This is a genomic window from Mycobacterium sp. PDNC021 (assembly GCF_048282635.1).
Classification (GTDB): Bacteria; Actinomycetota; Actinomycetes; order Mycobacteriales; family Mycobacteriaceae; genus Mycobacterium; species Mycobacterium llatzerense.
Genome location: NZ_CP182502.1, coordinates 5,410,005 through 5,424,847, shown reverse-complemented (window position 1 = coordinate 5,424,847; position 14,843 = coordinate 5,410,005). Strand labels below are relative to the sequence as shown.

The window sequence follows — 14,843 nt, the reverse complement described above, 5'->3', positions numbered from 1 at the left end:
CTCACGATGCTCAGTACGATGCAGGACGCCCCGCTCACCATCGCCACGATCATGCGGCACGCGACCGGGCAGAATTCCCGCCGAACCGTCACCACGGCGCTCGGCAGCGGGCAGTACCGCACCGTGACCTACGGCGACGTCGGCGAGCAGTGCGGGCGGCTGGCCAACGCGTTGCGCGGTCTCGGCATCACCGGGGACCAGCGGGTGGCCACGTTCATGTGGAACAACGCCGAACACACGGTGGCGTACCTGGCCGTTCCGTCGATGGGTGCGGTGCTGCACACCCTCAATATCCGGCTCTCACCCGAGCAGATCGCGTACATCGCCAACGAGGCCGAGGATTCGGTCGTCATCGCCGACCTCTCGTTGACCGCCCAGCTCGCCCCGGTACTGCCGCAGATGACCACGGTGCACACCGTGATCGCCATCGGCGCAGGGGATTTGGGGCCGCTGGAAGCGTCGGGCAAGACGGTCCTGCGGTACGACGAACTGCTGGCCGCCCAGTCCGTCGACTTCGACTGGCCCGAGATCGACGAGTGGTCTGCAGCTGCGATGTGTTACACCAGCGGCACCACCGGAAATCCCAAAGGCGTTGTCTACAGCCATCGTTCGAGCTTCTTGCATGCCATGGCTACGTGCACCAGCAATGCGCTGGACGTCGGCAGTGACGACGTGACCCTGCCCATCGTGCCGATGTTCCACGCCAACGCCTGGGGTCTGCCGTACGCCGCGCTGATGGCCGGCGCCGACCTGGTGATGCCGGACCGGTTCCTGGACGGTGCGTCGCTGATCGACCTCATCGAGACCCATCGCCCGACCATCGCCGGCGCCGTTCCGACCATCTGGAACGACGTGATGAACTGCCTGGAGAAGAACCCGGGACACGACATTTCGTCCCTGCGGATCGTCGGCTGCGGCGGCTCCGCTGTGCCGGTGTCGATGATGCGGATCTTCCAGGAACGGTACGGCGTCCACATCCGTCAGGCCTGGGGGATGACCGAGACCTCGCCGCTGGCCACCACCGCCAAGCCGCTGCCGAACGTGTCCGACGAGGAGTACTGGGCGTCCCGCGCGACCGCGGGGCGCCCCATGTGCGGCGTCGAGATCCGGATCGTCGACGACGCCGGGACCCCGCTGCCGCACGACGGAGAAGCGGTCGGGGAGATCGAGATTCGCGGACCGTGGATCACCGGCAGCTACTACCTCGGCTACGACGCGAGCAAGTTCGACAGCGGCTGGCTGCGCACCGGTGACGTCGGCCGCATCGACGACTGCGGATTCGTCACGCTCACGGACCGGGCCAAGGACGTCATCAAGTCCGGCGGCGAGTGGATTTCGTCGGTCGAGCTGGAGAACCACCTGATCGCGCACCCGGCCGTGCTGGAAGCCGCCGTGGTCGCGGTGCCCGACGATCGCTGGCAGGAGCGCCCGCTGGTTGCTGTGGTGCTGCACGACGGCGCTGCCGCGACTCCCGCCGAGCTGCGAGAGTTCCTGGCGGACAAGGTGGTTCGCTGGTGGCTTCCTGAGCGCTGGACGTTCATCGACCAGGTGCCGCGCACCAGCGTCGGCAAGTACGACAAGAAGACCATCCGCGCCCGGTACGCCGACGGCGCCTACGAGGTCGTCACCATCTAGCGCTCACGGGATCAAGCGCGCACCGCGAGGGTCGACATGAGGTCGGCGAGCCGATCCGGCCGGTCGAGCATCGAGAATGTCCTTGCGCCGTCGATGATTTCGAGACGAGCGTGGGGGATCAGGTCTGCCAGCTTCTCGCCGTCGCCGACTTCGAAGAACACGTCGTCGGCGGACCACGCGATGAGCGTCGGCTTGTCGAACTCGGGCAGCCGCGCCGCCACCGCGGTGGTGACCTCGGTGCGCAGCGAGTTGGTGAGCACTCGGAGGTCCTCGGCGATCGCCGGATTGGACTGTGGGTTGCGCACCCACTCGCGGGTCAAGGCATCGAGGTCGGAGTAGGCGAGGCCGGCGTAGGCGCGCTTGCGCACCAACGGAATTCGGAACACCTGCGTGCCGGCGCGGAAGATGGCCTTCGAGCGCGAGGCCGTGATCAACGGCTTGAGGATCGGCGGCGGAAAGTGTTCGAACGCATCGCAACTGGTCAGCACCATGGCGCCGATGCGCTCGGGGTGGTGGACCGCGACCAGTTGGGTGACGACACCGCCGGTGTCGTTGCCGACGATGACGACGTCGTCGAGGTCGAGGGCGGCCAGGGTGTCGGCGACGATCCGCGCGACGCCGTGGATGCTCCGGTCGGCGCCGGGTCGCAGCGGCTCGGAATGCGCACCCAGCGGCCAGGTCGGGGCGATGCATCGCAGGCCGCGCGCGGCCAGGCGCGCGCCGACCTGTCGCCACAGCTGGCCGCCCATCATGTATCCGTGTACGAAGACGACGGGTCTGCCGTCCTTCGGCCCGAATTCCTCGAAATGGATGGTTCCGGCGTTAATCTCGATGATCGACATGGATCACTCCTAGCTCGATACTGATTTACAAACAGGCTGTCCGCAACTTACCAACAGGGTGTATGGAAAACAAGAGGCGTACCCAGGAAGAACGCTCCGCGGCGACGCGTGAGGCGTTGATCGTCGCTGCGCGGCGACTGTGGGGTGAGCGTGGTTATGCCGAGGTGGGTACGCCCGAGATCGCGACGGCCGCCGGGGTCACGCGAGGCGCGATGTACCACCAATTCGCCGACAAGGCAGCGCTTTTCCTGGCCGTGGTGGAGGCGGTGGAGCAGGACGTGATGGCCCGGCTCGGGGAGTGGGTGGCGGCTGCCGGCGCGACGACACCGGCGGATGCCATCCGGGCCGCGGTCGACGGCTGGCTGGAGGTCTCCGGCGACCCCGAGGTGCGGCAGCTGGTCCTGTTGGATGCCCCGAGCGTGCTGGGCTGGGCGGGCTTCCGCGACGTGGCCCAGCGCTACAGCCTCGGCATGACCGAGCAGCTGCTCAGCGAGGCCATCAAGGCCGGCCAGCTGGCCCGTCAGCCGGTGCGGGCACTGGCGCACGTACTGATCGGGGCCCTCGACGAGGCGGCCATGCTCATCGCCACGTCCGAGGACCTGAAGAAGACTCGCCGCGAGACCCGGCAGGTGCTGCGCCGCCTGGTCGACGCGATGTTCACTCCCTGACCGCCGAAACGGCATTCCGGCAGGAAAAGTTCGAGAACGAACCTGCTGGAATGCCGTTTCGCGGGTGAAGGGGGTTAGCGCTCGGCGCGCTGGTAGGCCGTCACGACGGCGGCGCCGCCCAGGCCGATGTTGTGCTGCAGGGCGGCGTTGACGCCGTCGACCTGACGCTTGTCGGCAGTGCCGCGCAGCTGCCAGGTCAGCTCGGAGCACTGGGCCAGGCCCGTCGCGCCGAGCGGGTGGCCCTTGGAGATCAGGCCGCCCGACGGGTTGACCACCCAGCGCCCGCCGTAGGTGGTGTCGTTGTTGTCGATCAGCCGCGGGGCTTCACCCTCGCTGCACAGGCCCAGGGCTTCGTACAGCAGCAGTTCGTTGGCGGAGAAGCAGTCGTGCAGCTCGATGACCTGGAAGTCCTCGGGGCCCAGGCCCGACTGGTCGTAAACCTTCTGTGCGGCTTGGACATTCATGTCGTAGCCGATGATGTTGGCGGCGCTGCCGTCGAACGTCGACGCGAAGTCGGTCGTCATGGCCTGGCCGACGATCTCGACGGCCTGCGAGGCCAGCCCGTGCTTGTCGACGAACGCCTCGCTCGCGACGATCGCCGCACCCGATCCGTCGGAGGTGGGGGAGCACTGCAGCTTGGTGAGTGGGTCGGAGATCATCTTGGCGGCCAGGATGTCGTCGAGTGTGTACTCGTCCTGGAACTGCGCGTACGGGTTGTTCACCGAATGCTTGTGGTTCTTGTAGCCGATCTTCGCGAAATGTTCGGCGGTGGTGCCGTACTTCTTCATGTGCTCACGGCCGGCCGCACCGAACATCCACGGCGCCACCGGGAAGGCGAACTCGTCGATCTCGGCCAGGGCCTTGACGTGCCGGCCCAGCGGGGATTCGCGGTCCTGCGCACCGCCGCCGAGCGAGCCCGGCTGCATCTTCTCGAAGCCGAGCGCGATCGTGCAATCCGCCAGGCCGCCGCGAATCGCCTGCGCGGCAAGGTAAAGCGCGGTCGAACCCGTCGAACAGTTGTTGTTGACGTTGACGATCGGGATGCCCGTCATGCCCAGTTCGTACAGGGCGCGCTGGCCGGAGGTCGAGTCGCCGGAGCAGTAGCCGACGTAGCCCTGCTCCACCTGGTCGTACGAGATGCCGGCGTCGGCGAGCGCCTTGTTGCCGGACTCGTTGGCCATCTGCGGGTAGTCCCAGCCTTCGCGACTGCCGGGCTTCTCGAATTTGGTCATGCCGACGCCGACGACGAACACACGATTCTTGGCCATGGGGTTCCTTTCGTTACTACCTGTAGTTCAGTCACGCGCGGCGCTTTTAGTCAAGACCCCAAAGGTCTGGTCTCCGGAGCCGAGCCGGTGGTATACAACCTAGAACGTGTTCTAGTTCTGCCGGTCCTCGGGAGGTTTCATGGCGTTGCGGGTCGTGCAGTGGGCAACCGGCGGAGTCGGCGTCGCCGCGATCAACGGCGTGCTGGAACACCCCGACCTGGAGCTCGTCGGCTGTTGGGTGCATTCGGAAGCCAAGAATGGCAAGGACGTTGGCGAGATCATCGGCGCGGCGCCGCTCGGCGTCACCGCCACCAACAACATCCAGGACATCCTCGACCTGGACGCCGACGCCGTCATCTACGCCCCGCTGATGGCCAACCCCGACGAGGTCGCCGCGCTGCTGCGGTCCGGCAAGAACGTGGTGACGCCGGTCGGCTGGGTGTACCCGAGCGAAAAGCAGGGCGCGCCGGTGCGCGAGGCCGCGTTGGCCGGTGGCGTCACGCTGCACGGCACCGGCATCGCGCCCGGCGGCATCAGCGAGAAGTTCCCGCTGTTGTTCTCGGCGATGTCCACCGGCGTGACTTTTGTTCGGGCCGAAGAGTTCTCGGACCTGCGGACCTACGAGGCACCCGACGTGTTGCGGCACGTGATGGGGTTCGGTGAGACCCCGGACAAGGCGCTGACGGGCCCCATGCAGAAGCTCCTGGACAGCGGCTTCATCCAGGCTGTCCGGATGTGCGTCGACCAATTCGGCTTCAACGCCGACCCGAAGATCGTTGCCCGCCAAGAGGTTGCGGTGGCGACCGCACCGATCGACTCGCCGCTCGGACCCATCGCGCCCGGCCAGGTGGCGGCCCGCAAGTTCCACTGGGAAGCGGTCGTCGGCGACGAGGTCGTCGTCCGCGTCACCGTCAACTGGTTCATGGGCGAGGAAAGCCTCGATCCCGCATGGGATTTCGGCCCCGAAGGTCAACGCTACGAGATGGAGGTCAAGGGCAATCCGGATTTCACCGTGTCGATCAAGGGTTTTCAGGGACTCGTGGGCGAGGACGGACCGGAACCCGGCGTCGTCGGCACCGCTGCCCACTGCGTCAACTCCGTGCCGGCGGTGTGTGCCGCGGAACCGGGTATCGCCACCTATCTGGACCTGCCGCTCGTCAGCGCGAAGGCAGCGCCGCGCCTGAGATAGCGGTCATTCGCGCACGCTCGTCAGCGGCGAGCGTGCGCGAATTGCACGCGGAATACGGCGTGTCGGCGTACAGACACGGCCGCTCGCGGGAATCAGGGCTGCACGAGTATGCGGATCGGATTGCCTTCGGCCCGATCGAGTTTCGCGATGCCTTCGGCGACGTCCTCCAGCGGGACGATCTCGCTGATCGACCGGGTGAGGTCGAGTCGGCCGCGGGAGACCAGCGTGGCCAGGGTGCCGATGTCGGCGTTCTGGTAGCCGAGGTGGCCGAGCACCTGCTTGCGGGTCAGGTTGAAGAACGACGTGGGGCCGATCGTCGGGGCGTCGGCGCTCATGCCGACACCGACGAACCGGCCGCCGACGGTCAGTGACGCCAGCGCCTGATCGAACGTCGACCCCTTGCCGACCGCGTCGAATGCGACATCGAGCATCCGGCCTCCGGTGGCGGTAGCGATCTGCGCCGCCAGTTCCGGGTCACGCGCGTCGAACGCGTAGTCCGCGCCGACGGCCAGTGCGCGCTCCAGCACCGCCGGATTGACGTCGACGGCGATGATGGGCGCGGCCCCGACCAACCGGGCCAACTGCACGATGTGCGTGCCGAGCCCTCCGACGCCCCAGACGCCCACCGACTCGCCGATGCCCACCTGACCGGTCCGGACCACGGCGCCGAACGGCGTGGACACCGCGTCGGCCAGGATCGCGGCCTGCTCCAGCGGCACGTTGTCGGGTACGCGGGTCAGCCCGAAGGCCTGCGCGACCGTGTACTCGGCCCAGCCGCCGTCGTACGCGAACGCCATGAGCCGGATCCGCAGACAGTTCGACATGTCGCCACGCAGGCAGTTCACGCAGTCCATGCACGGCTTGCCGGCGGCGACGACGACGCGGTCGCCCTCGGCCCAGCCGGTGACGCCCGGTCCCAGCTTGGCGACGGTGCCCGACGTCTCGTGCCCTTGGGTCACCACCGGGAGCTGCGACGGGAACGTGCCGTTGATCAGGCTGAGGTCGGAGTGGCAGATGCCGCAGTAGGCGACTTTGACGAGGACCTCGCCGGGGCCTGGTTCTGGAATCGGAACATCTTCCACCACAACCTTTTTGGTGTCGGAGTAGAACCGTTGGGCCCGCATCGTTGAGGTCATGACACTCCAGTGGTCAGCTTCGATGGTTACGATCGCCATCATGGCGCAGGCATTGGTGGTCGAGCAATCACGAACAGTTCCCGTCACGGTCGCTGACGCGTTCAGCGGTACGGTCCCGATGCCGTTGAACGAGCTGTTCTGTCGGTGGTACGGGCCGATCCCGCCGATCAAGGCGGTTCGTGACCAGACCGGCATCTGGGACGCGGTCGGGCAGACCCGCACGATTCTGCTGCAGGGCGGTGGCAGCATGGCCGAGACGCTGACGTCGTTCAATGAGCCGCACTCGTTCGGCTACACCCTGTCCGACATCACCGGCCCGATGGCCGCGCTGATCAGCGGCGTCAACGGCGAATGGCTGTTTCAACCCGCCGGCACCGGTACCAAGATCACCTGGCGCTGGACCTTGCACCGGCGCAGTGCGGCGACCGCTCCGCTGCTGCCGGCGTTCGGCCGGTTGTGGAAGGGCTACGCGGGCCGGTCACTCGAGCATCTTTCTGACCTCCTGGTGGGATGACAGTCCCACGGTGCACGCCGGATCATGTTAGATGAACTAATGACTAAGCGTGCACTCGTCTTGGCTGGTGGCGGCATCGCCGGCATCGCATGGGAGACCGGCATCCTGCAGGGAATCGCCGACGAAGCCCCCGAGATCGCGGCGGCGGTGCGGAATGCGGATGTGGTGTTGGGCACATCGGCAGGCTCGGCGGTCGGGGCTCAGCTGGGCAGCGCGCTGAGCATCGGCGAGCTGTTCGAACGCCAGGTCGCCGCAGAGTCCGCGGAGATCAGCCCAGGTATCAACATCGAAGTCGTCTTGACCGTTTTCGTCGAGGCGATGTCCACCGCCAACGGCACTCGCGCGCAGCAGTTGCAGCGCCTCGGGGCCGCCGCGGCGGAGGCCGACACTGTCAGCCCTGCCGTGCGCCGCGACGTCATCGAACGCCGGCTGCCGTCGCACGAGTGGCCCGACCACGACCTGCGCATCACCGGCGTCGACATCGACACCGGCGAGTTGGTGGTGTTCACCCGCGAGTCGGGGGTGTCCCTGGTCGATGCGGTCGAGGCCAGTTGCGCGGTGCCGGCGGCCTGGCCGATCGTGACCATCGGCGGCCGCCGGTACATGGACGGCGGCATGGGCAGCAGCGTCAACATGATCGCGGTCAAGGACTGTGACACCGCCGTCGTCCTCATCCCGGCTCCGTCGGACTCGCCGTCACCGTTCGGTGCGGGCCCCGGCGCCGACGTCAAGAGTTTCGCGGGCAGCGCCTGCGCCATCTACGCCGACGACGAGTCCCTCGCCGCCTTCGGTCTCGATCCGCTGGATCCGGCCTGCCGCATTCCGTCGGCGCAGGTCGGCCGGGCGCAGGGCCGCCGGGTCGCGGCTGAGATCGCCGCGTTCCTGGCCTAGTTGCCGAGATCGAGGGAATCCAGTGCGGCGCTGGCCAATTCGTGCCCGATGTCGATGACCTCATCCGCGCGATAGAACTCCAGGCTGCGGCAGACCGTGCGCGGAACCTCGATCAGCAGATCAGGTGGGTACGCCGCCAGGGTGTGCCGCATCAACGCGGCCTGCGAGATTTCGATGGTGCGGTTCATCACCTCGAACCCGCCGAGCCGCGGCACGGCGGAGTCCTCGGCATCGGCGTCGGCCTCGGCGGGGTTGTCGATGCCGTCGACCGCATTGCTGAAACGGCTCAGCACCGATCGTGCGGTGGGGCCGTCGAGCAGCGTGCTCGCCGCGGCCCGGTCGATCAGTGACGTCGTGCTGCGTCGCATCCGGCTCAACAGTTCGGCGGTGGCACTGGGAGACTCTGCCGGGTGACTGGGGTCGCTGGCGTTGAGGCTGACCGCGATGGTCAGGTCGGCGTTGACGGCCGCGAGCGGCGCCATGGGCAGTGGGTCCAGGATGCCGCCGTCGGCCAGCAACCGGCCATCCAGCAGATACGGGGCGATGACGCCGGGGATGGCGATGGAGGCCCGGATGGCCGCATCGATGGGGCCGCGCTGCAACCAGACCGACTTTCCCGCGATCAGGTCGGTTGCGACGGCGGTGAAGGGGATCGGCAGGCTCTCGATGGTCCGCGGGCCGATGATCTCGCGGACGGTGGCCAGAATCTTCTCGGCCCGCAGCACCCCGGCGGCGGTGAGGGACGGATCGAGCAGGCGGAGTACCGCGCTCTGGGTGAGGGCGCTGGCCCACGCTGTGAATTCGTCGAGTTTGTCGGCGGCTTGCAGGGCGCCGACGAGTGCGCCCATGGACGAACCGGAGATGCCGACGACGTCGAATCCGCGCTCGCGTAGCGCGTCGATGACTCCGATGTGTGCGTAACCCCGGGCGCCACCGCTGCCGAGGACCAGTGCGACCCGCATCGCCCTATCTTGGCGTGCGGATCAGGCTGAGGTGAGACGAGGCAGCGTCAGCAGCGGATACGCGAGAAGAACGCCGCGGAGATCAGGCCGACGATCAGGGCCACCTGCGGCTGTCCGCTGCTCATGGCGAAGACGATGCCGCTGACGGATGCGACCGCGATGAGCAGCAGCAGGGTGCCCATGAAGAGCATCCGGCGACCGTTGACCGCGCCACTGTGCGCCCGCGCGACCGGTACGTGCTGACGAGCAACCATCGGGCTCATCCCTTCGACTATGAGTGAGACATCCCATAGTGTGCACCATTGTGTGAGTCGAAGCACAATTACTGACCAGTAGTTGGGAAATACGACGCATTCGTTAGCTGATCTCATTGGTTTCGCGACGTTTTACCTGGTCGACGGGCAAATTTATTAGTTGTGCTTTGTGTTCTGGGAATGGCGTTCGGGTCCGATTTCGCGCCGCAACAGGCGGCGAAATTAATTTGTTGAACTAATCTAATTAATTCGCGGAGCGGCGTGCGAGGTATGCCGTCGCGAGCGTGCGGTCGGATCGTGAAATCGCCAGATCTGCGATCGGTGCGACCTTCGCGGCGGCGGAGCCGGCGAGGCAAACGCGTCAGTTGACGCAGGGGATGCCGCCGTTGGCCCGCACGGGCGGGCCGGATTCCGGCGTCGGCAACGTGGTGTCGTAGTTGGACGACTTGGCCGCGGCCATGGAGACGCTGTCCAGCGTGTCGGGCACCTGGTAGCCCGGACCCAGCGTGACGTGGATGCGGCCCGCAGGCACCGTCGGGTCCGCACGGACTGCGTCGATGCCGAGCAGTTCTGCCAGGTGCTTGGCCTCGGAGTCGGCTCCGGTGCCGAAGTCGACGGCCGTCGAGCTCAGCTCGCCGTCCTGCGAGCTCCTGGTCTGGCCCATGGAGTATTCGAGATCGCCCAGGATCTCCGACATCTGCCGGCCCAGGCCCATCACGTCGGAACCGTTGATGACGTCGATGATCGCGGTCTTGGCGTTCTTCGACGTGGTGCCCGTACTGTCCGAGGCCTTGTCCAGCGTGGACGGCTCGGTCGACGTGGTCGGCGTCGACGTCGTCGCTCCCGGCGGCGGCTTGAGGCCGAAGGCCTTGGCGACCTCGGTCTTGACGGCCATCGGGTCGACGATGTTGACGTCCTGGCCATCGATGTTGTCGTAACGCACGACGGGCAGCGTCCGGTACTGGACGTTCGCGCCGCCGGCGATCTCGCCCATGCGCTTGAACTGCTCCTGGCCCCACCCGGCCGACAGCACGACGTCCTTCTGTGCCACGCCGATCAGCTGGTTCAGCTTGCCGAGGTCGCTGAACGACCCGTCCTGCTGCAGCTGGTGCATCACCGAGATCAGGAACGCCTGCTGGCGGTGGGTCCGGTCCAGGTCGCCGTTGTCGAGGCCGTGCCGCTGCCGGACGAAGGCGACGACCTGCGAGGCGTCGAGGGTCTGCCGGCCGGCCGGGAAATCGGCGCCGGAGTAGTCGTCGTACACCGGGTGGTTCAGGCAGATCTCGACGCCGCCGAGGCTCTCGGCGATGTCGTAGAAGCCGGCGAGGTTCACCTCGGCGAAGTAGTCGATGGGCGCACCGGTCAGGTTGCGGACCGCGGCCAGTGTCGCGGCGCGGCCGGCCTCGCGGCTCTTGCGCTCCAGCTCGGCCTGGTCGGTGACGCCCTTGTCCATCAGGTGCTGCATGGCGTTGGCCTTGGTCAGGCCGTACGCCTCTTTGATCTTGATGTGGTCGTACCCGGGGATGCCGGTGACCCGCACGTAGTCGTCACGCGGAATCGAGAACGCGACCACATGATTGTCGGCGGTGATGTGCGCCAGGATCAGCGTGTTGGTGTTGTAGCCGCCGTTGTCGGAATCTCCGGCGTGCAGCTTGTCGAGCAGCGCCTGCGACAGGTCGTTGCCCTGCTGGTCTTTGCGGGAGTCCAGGCCGATCAGCAGGATGTTCATCGCCCCGCCGGTGGACTTCGGCGCGTCCGCTCCGAGTGCGTCGCTGACCGTGATGCCGTGCAGCGCGCCGCGCACCGTCCACCAACCCAGGCCGGTCGTCGCCACGGCCACGACCGTCACCAGCGCGAGCGTTACGCGGCCGACGGTGTCCCAGCCCACGCGGGCGCTGAGCAGGCTTTGCAGCCGGCTCCGGCGGTGCCGGGCTGGAAGACGGTGGCGGGCGGAATCGCTGCGCTGGAAATCGGGGGCGCTCAGATGCGACCTCGAGGGGATGCGGTCATGGCGTTCATCTCGGCGGGCCTCGCGGGTACGTGTGGGCCGCCGGTCGGATCCGGCGGTCGGAAGTTCGGTATCACCGCGGCCCGCGTGGATGCGTCTTCATTGACCGGACGGCAGCACCACCGATTTTAGGGCAACGCCCCTGACTCAGCGAATCCTCAGAGAACGCCGGTGATCAGCCGCATTCGCCCTTGGATGCGCTGGTCGCGGCCATGATCACGCCGGCCTGTTGGGCTGCTGTGAGCTCGGCCCAGGGGGTGTTGAAGTTACCGGGATCACGTGTTTCCGGCCGCTGCAGGATGCTCAGGTACGGCTCGACCAGTGTTGTCGGGTCGGCTCGCTGGGCGTCCATCCACAGTTTCGCGGCGTGGCAGGCCTGGCCGAATTCGGACTCCGTGGCCGCCGATGGGACGTCGACGGCGGTCGTCACACCGCCAGGGGAGACGGCGACCCCGCCGGGGGCCGGGTGTTCGTGCGACTGCGTGGGCAGCTCAGCGGCGGGCGTCTGAGCAGGACCCGACTGCTTGTCCGGACCGCAGCCGGTGAGCACGGTCAAGGCGGTGGCGGTGAGCAGCGTTGCTCGGCTGATGGTCAGCATGAGAGCCAATCTAGGTCGTCGCGCATTCAGGATCACCCTGACGCTAACCCTTTCCCACTCGCCGGGGGCCCGTCACGATGGGGTACATGGCAGTGCAGAACGTGCAGAACGCGAAGTGTTGTCGGGCTTGAGCCCGGCCTCATGAGGGCTGATAGCCCACCGTTCGTTTCTGCATTGGAGTTCCGTCATGTCCGTCCTGACCGATTTTTCTGTATCTGGTCCTGCCCTCGTCGCGCCGACCCGATTGCGCCTACCCGACCTGCTGCACGCCACTGACCGCTGCGCGGACGACGTGCTCAGTGGCCGCTACGACCGGCTGTTGCCCGCCGATGGCCTGCCACTCGAAGAACGTTGGTACCGCCGGCTGTACGGCGACGACGAACTCGATCTCTGGTTGATCAGCTGGGTCCCCGCGCGCAGCACCGAACTGCACGACCACGGCGGATCGCTGGGTGCGTTGACCGTGGTGTCGGGTGCGCTGGAGGAGACCCGGTGGGACGGTCGCGGGCTGCGCCAACGCACGTTGGAGGCCGGTGACCAGGCGGCGTTCCCACTGGGCTGGGTCCACGACGTGGTGCGCGCCGCCGATGAGCCGGCGACGGTATCGCATCCCACCTTGAGCGTCCACGCCTATTCGCCGCCGCTGACCGCCATGTCGTACTACGACGTCTCTGAGAGCAACAAGCTGCGTCGCGTCTACACCGAACTCACCGACAAACCCGAGGGGGACTGATGCCCAGCGCGAGCGAAGCGACGGGAAACGTGCTGAGCAAAGTCGACCAGATGTTGCACGCCGCCCGGGAGCGGTTGGTCCGGCTGTCGGCCGCCGAAATCCCGGCTGCGCTGAATCGTGGCGCCGTGCTCGTGGACATCAGGCCGGCCGCGCAGCGTGCCGTCGAGGGCGAGTTCCCCGGCGCGCTCGTAGTTGAGCGCAACGTCCTGGAATGGCGCTGCGACCCGACCAGCGACGCCCGCCTGCCGCAGGCCACTGGCGACGACGTCGAGTGGGTCGTGCTGTGCTCGCAGGGGTACACCTCGAGCCTGGCCGCCGCGGCGCTGCAGGACCTGGGGCTCTACCGGGCCACCGACGTCATCGGTGGGTACCGGGCGCTGGTCGCCGAAGGACTGCTGGGCGGGACGGCTGCGTCGGTGCTGCTGCGCGCCGGCGCTTGGGTGTAGCGGGTCGTCTCAGCTCGAGTAGCCGCGCGCCAACAAGGGGCGCAGCTGTTCGGTCTTCTCCGGTGTCCATCCCGGCGGTTGCAGGATGGCCGCCCAGGCGTTGGCGACGTCGCGGATGAACACGTGACCGTGCCCGTCCGGCACCTCGACGGCCACCGCCATATCGGCCGATACCTGCAGGAAGGTCACCACCGGAATCCATTCCATCCGCGGCGACACATCGCGGCCCCGGGGTTCGCGCAACCAATCCGGCATGTGGAACAACAGATCCGGATTGAACCAGGAGATCGGATCGGACGGGTGCTGCAGGTACACCACCCGTGGGTGGTGCCAGGCAGTGGTCGGGCGGTCCAAATCCGTTGGCTGCGAGACAAACCGGACGTACTCGCCCTTGTCGTAGATGGGTAGCTTCTCGGGGGAGCCGGCGTCGCGCCGGGCGGTCAGATCGGTCCAGATGGTGTTCTGGAATGTCGGTCCCGAGAACAGGGCGCCGTCGGTTCGGGCGATCAGATTGTTGAGCGACAGGAACGGTGCCTCGCCGCCGAACGAGCCGAGACTCTCGCCGAACACCACGAGCTTGGGTCGTTTGCCTTCGGGCAGTTCGCGGACCATCTCGTCAACCGCCTCGAACAGCTCCTGGCCTGCCTGACGGGCGTTCTCCTTGTCCACCAGGAACGAGATCCAGCTGGGCAGGAACGAGTACTGCATGGACACGATCGCGGTGTCGCCGTTGTACATGTACTCCAGCGCTGATGCCTCGGCAGCGTTGATCCAGCCGGTACCTGTCGTCGTCGCGACCGCGATCACCTTGCGGTTCAGTCCACCGGTGCGTTTGAGTTCGTCGGCGGCCAGCCGGGCCGTGGCACGGATGCCTTCTGCCGAGTGCAGGCCGGCGTATGCACGAATCGGTTCGATTGCTTTGGTGCCGTTGAACTTTGACAGCTCGTCGACGGTCGGTCCGCCCTTGACGAACACCCGACCCTGATGGCCCAGGGAGTCCCAGCTGGCCAGCGACTGCGGGCCGCCGGAGCGCAGCGTGCTGGTGGGTGCCGGGTTGTCGGTGTCGTTGTTGGCGTTCTCGAAGATGTTGTTGATCGTCGACATGGCGAAGCGGACCACGACGCCATTGAGGATCGCGATGAACAGGCTGACGACCAAGACGACGGCGACCACGCCCGACACCCGCGGCGGCGCAATACGTTCCAGCTGACGCACCAGGAACAGCACCAGCTTGCGCACCAACTGTCCGAATTCGACGAACGCGAACAGGAAGACGACCGACAGCACTGCCGTGAGCGGATGGTCCCAGAAGCCCATGCGCGGCACGCCCATCAGGTCCCGGACGTCGTCCTGCCAGACGTGGAACCAGATGATCGCGAGCACCTGGCCGATGGTGCCGAGTCCGATCAGGACCAGCCAGGCCCAGCGGGGGGCCTTGGGGCTGCTGTCCTTCGACCGCATATACCGCACCAGCCAGACCCCGAAAACTCCGAAGCCGTAACCGATCGCGCCGGCGGCACCACTGACGATGCCCTGGAACAGCGGGCCACGCGGCAACAGTGACGGGGTCATCGACAGCCAGATGAACATCAGGCCGAGCGCGGTGCCGAAGAACGTGTAGCGGCGCACCCACCAATCCGACGGCGGCTCTTCCAGTTTCGCCGCCAGCGACTCCTCACCCGACGGGTCGGCCACCGCT

15 protein-coding genes are annotated in these 14,843 nt (G+C 67.0%); 7 read left to right on the top strand and 8 right to left on the bottom strand.

Going from position 1 to position 14,843, the window contains the following annotated elements:
- Positions 1-6 precede the first annotated feature (6 nt).
- Positions 7-1,635, top strand: coding sequence for a fatty acid--CoA ligase (locus tag ACNO8X_RS25915; protein ID WP_418003323.1), 1,629 nt, complete (start codon positions 7-9; stop codon positions 1,633-1,635).
- An 11-nt stretch (positions 1,636-1,646) separates the two neighbouring features.
- On the opposite strand, the gene ACNO8X_RS25910 is transcribed toward ACNO8X_RS25915, so the two are convergent.
- Complete coding sequence (locus ACNO8X_RS25910) at positions 1,647-2,477, bottom strand: alpha/beta fold hydrolase (RefSeq protein ID WP_418003322.1); 831 nt, start codon at positions 2,475-2,477, stop codon at positions 1,647-1,649.
- Positions 2,478-2,539: 62 nt separating this feature from the next.
- On the opposite strand from ACNO8X_RS25910, the gene ACNO8X_RS25905 reads away from it, so the two are divergent.
- Positions 2,540-3,145, top strand: a complete 606-nt coding sequence (locus ACNO8X_RS25905) for a TetR/AcrR family transcriptional regulator (RefSeq protein WP_418003321.1) — start codon at positions 2,540-2,542, stop codon at positions 3,143-3,145.
- 74 nt (positions 3,146-3,219) lie between these two features.
- Here the strand turns inward: ACNO8X_RS25905 and ACNO8X_RS25900 are convergent, their stop codons facing one another.
- Positions 3,220-4,413: a lipid-transfer protein gene (locus tag ACNO8X_RS25900; RefSeq protein WP_418003320.1), complete on the bottom strand. Its 1,194-nt coding sequence runs from the start codon at positions 4,411-4,413 to the stop codon at positions 3,220-3,222.
- A gap of 139 nt (positions 4,414-4,552) precedes the next feature.
- Between ACNO8X_RS25900 and ACNO8X_RS25895 the strand changes: the two genes are divergently transcribed.
- Positions 4,553-5,602: a dihydrodipicolinate reductase gene (locus ACNO8X_RS25895; protein WP_418003319.1), complete on the top strand. Its 1,050-nt coding sequence runs from the start codon at positions 4,553-4,555 to the stop codon at positions 5,600-5,602.
- Between the two features lie 92 nt (positions 5,603-5,694).
- Here the strand turns inward: ACNO8X_RS25895 and ACNO8X_RS25890 are convergent, their stop codons facing one another.
- Entirely contained in the window at positions 5,695-6,738 is a 1,044-nt protein-coding gene (locus ACNO8X_RS25890; protein WP_418003318.1) for a zinc-binding dehydrogenase, read from the bottom strand.
- A gap of 40 nt (positions 6,739-6,778) precedes the next feature.
- On the opposite strand from ACNO8X_RS25890, the gene ACNO8X_RS25885 reads away from it, so the two are divergent.
- Together ACNO8X_RS25885 and ACNO8X_RS25880 are read left to right on the top strand one after the other, a co-directional pair.
- The gene (locus ACNO8X_RS25885) at positions 6,779-7,252 is read left to right on the top strand and encodes an SRPBCC family protein (protein WP_418003317.1); all 474 of its coding nucleotides are present in this window, start codon (positions 6,779-6,781) and stop codon (positions 7,250-7,252) included.
- Between the two features lie 39 nt (positions 7,253-7,291).
- Positions 7,292-8,143, top strand: a complete 852-nt coding sequence (locus ACNO8X_RS25880) for a patatin-like phospholipase family protein (RefSeq protein ID WP_418003316.1) — start codon at positions 7,292-7,294, stop codon at positions 8,141-8,143.
- On the opposite strand, the gene ACNO8X_RS25875 is transcribed toward ACNO8X_RS25880, so the two are convergent.
- From ACNO8X_RS25875 to ACNO8X_RS25860, 4 genes are all read right to left on the bottom strand, one after another.
- A complete protein-coding gene (locus ACNO8X_RS25875) occupies positions 8,140-9,105 on the bottom strand; it encodes a patatin-like phospholipase family protein (protein ID WP_418003315.1) in 966 nt (321 codons plus the stop codon). The genes ACNO8X_RS25880 and ACNO8X_RS25875 overlap by 4 nt on opposite strands.
- A 47-nt stretch (positions 9,106-9,152) precedes the next feature.
- Entirely contained in the window at positions 9,153-9,368 is a 216-nt protein-coding gene (locus ACNO8X_RS25870) for a hypothetical protein (RefSeq protein WP_418003314.1), read from the bottom strand.
- A 352-nt stretch (positions 9,369-9,720) separates the two neighbouring features.
- Positions 9,721-11,343, bottom strand: coding sequence for an LCP family protein (locus ACNO8X_RS25865; protein WP_418006037.1), 1,623 nt, complete (start codon positions 11,341-11,343; stop codon positions 9,721-9,723).
- A gap of 199 nt (positions 11,344-11,542) precedes the next feature.
- Positions 11,543-11,965 (bottom strand): lipoprotein LpqV, encoded by a 423-nt coding sequence (locus tag ACNO8X_RS25860; RefSeq protein ID WP_418003313.1) that lies wholly within the window; start codon positions 11,963-11,965, stop codon positions 11,543-11,545.
- A gap of 187 nt (positions 11,966-12,152) precedes the next feature.
- On the opposite strand from ACNO8X_RS25860, the gene ACNO8X_RS25855 reads away from it, so the two are divergent.
- Together ACNO8X_RS25855 and ACNO8X_RS25850 are read left to right on the top strand one after the other, a co-directional pair.
- Positions 12,153-12,698: a cysteine dioxygenase gene (locus ACNO8X_RS25855; protein WP_418003312.1), complete on the top strand. Its 546-nt coding sequence runs from the start codon at positions 12,153-12,155 to the stop codon at positions 12,696-12,698.
- Positions 12,698-13,144 (top strand): rhodanese-like domain-containing protein, encoded by a 447-nt coding sequence (locus ACNO8X_RS25850; protein WP_418003311.1) that lies wholly within the window; start codon positions 12,698-12,700, stop codon positions 13,142-13,144. Before ACNO8X_RS25855 ends, ACNO8X_RS25850 begins: the two co-directional genes overlap by 1 nt.
- Positions 13,145-13,153: 9 nt before the next feature.
- Here ACNO8X_RS25850 and ACNO8X_RS25845 read toward each other — a convergent pair whose 3' ends face one another.
- Positions 13,154-14,839: an alpha/beta hydrolase gene (locus ACNO8X_RS25845; protein ID WP_418006036.1), complete on the bottom strand. Its 1,686-nt coding sequence runs from the start codon at positions 14,837-14,839 to the stop codon at positions 13,154-13,156.
- Between the last annotated feature and the right edge of the window lie 4 nt (positions 14,840-14,843).

What these genes read in the sequence shown, in the direction of transcription:
- ACNO8X_RS25915 (WP_418003323.1), top strand. Translation starts at nt 7, where the DNA reads ATGCTCAGTACGATGCAGGACGCCCCGCTCACCATCGCCACGATCATG.
- ACNO8X_RS25910 (WP_418003322.1), bottom strand. Translation starts at nt 2,477, where the DNA reads ATGTCGATCATCGAGATTAACGCCGGAACCATCCATTTCGAGGAATTC.
- ACNO8X_RS25905 (WP_418003321.1), top strand. Translation starts at nt 2,540, where the DNA reads ATGGAAAACAAGAGGCGTACCCAGGAAGAACGCTCCGCGGCGACGCGT.
- ACNO8X_RS25900 (WP_418003320.1), bottom strand. Translation starts at nt 4,413, where the DNA reads ATGGCCAAGAATCGTGTGTTCGTCGTCGGCGTCGGCATGACCAAATTC.
- ACNO8X_RS25895 (WP_418003319.1), top strand. Translation starts at nt 4,553, where the DNA reads ATGGCGTTGCGGGTCGTGCAGTGGGCAACCGGCGGAGTCGGCGTCGCC.
- ACNO8X_RS25890 (WP_418003318.1), bottom strand. Translation starts at nt 6,738, where the DNA reads ATGACCTCAACGATGCGGGCCCAACGGTTCTACTCCGACACCAAAAAG.
- ACNO8X_RS25885 (WP_418003317.1), top strand. Translation starts at nt 6,779, where the DNA reads ATGGCGCAGGCATTGGTGGTCGAGCAATCACGAACAGTTCCCGTCACG.
- ACNO8X_RS25880 (WP_418003316.1), top strand. Translation starts at nt 7,292, where the DNA reads ATGACTAAGCGTGCACTCGTCTTGGCTGGTGGCGGCATCGCCGGCATC.
- ACNO8X_RS25875 (WP_418003315.1), bottom strand. Translation starts at nt 9,105, where the DNA reads ATGCGGGTCGCACTGGTCCTCGGCAGCGGTGGCGCCCGGGGTTACGCA.
- ACNO8X_RS25870 (WP_418003314.1), bottom strand. Translation starts at nt 9,368, where the DNA reads ATGAGCCCGATGGTTGCTCGTCAGCACGTACCGGTCGCGCGGGCGCAC.
- ACNO8X_RS25860 (WP_418003313.1), bottom strand. Translation starts at nt 11,965, where the DNA reads ATGCTGACCATCAGCCGAGCAACGCTGCTCACCGCCACCGCCTTGACC.
- ACNO8X_RS25855 (WP_418003312.1), top strand. Translation starts at nt 12,153, where the DNA reads ATGTCCGTCCTGACCGATTTTTCTGTATCTGGTCCTGCCCTCGTCGCG.
- ACNO8X_RS25850 (WP_418003311.1), top strand. Translation starts at nt 12,698, where the DNA reads ATGCCCAGCGCGAGCGAAGCGACGGGAAACGTGCTGAGCAAAGTCGAC.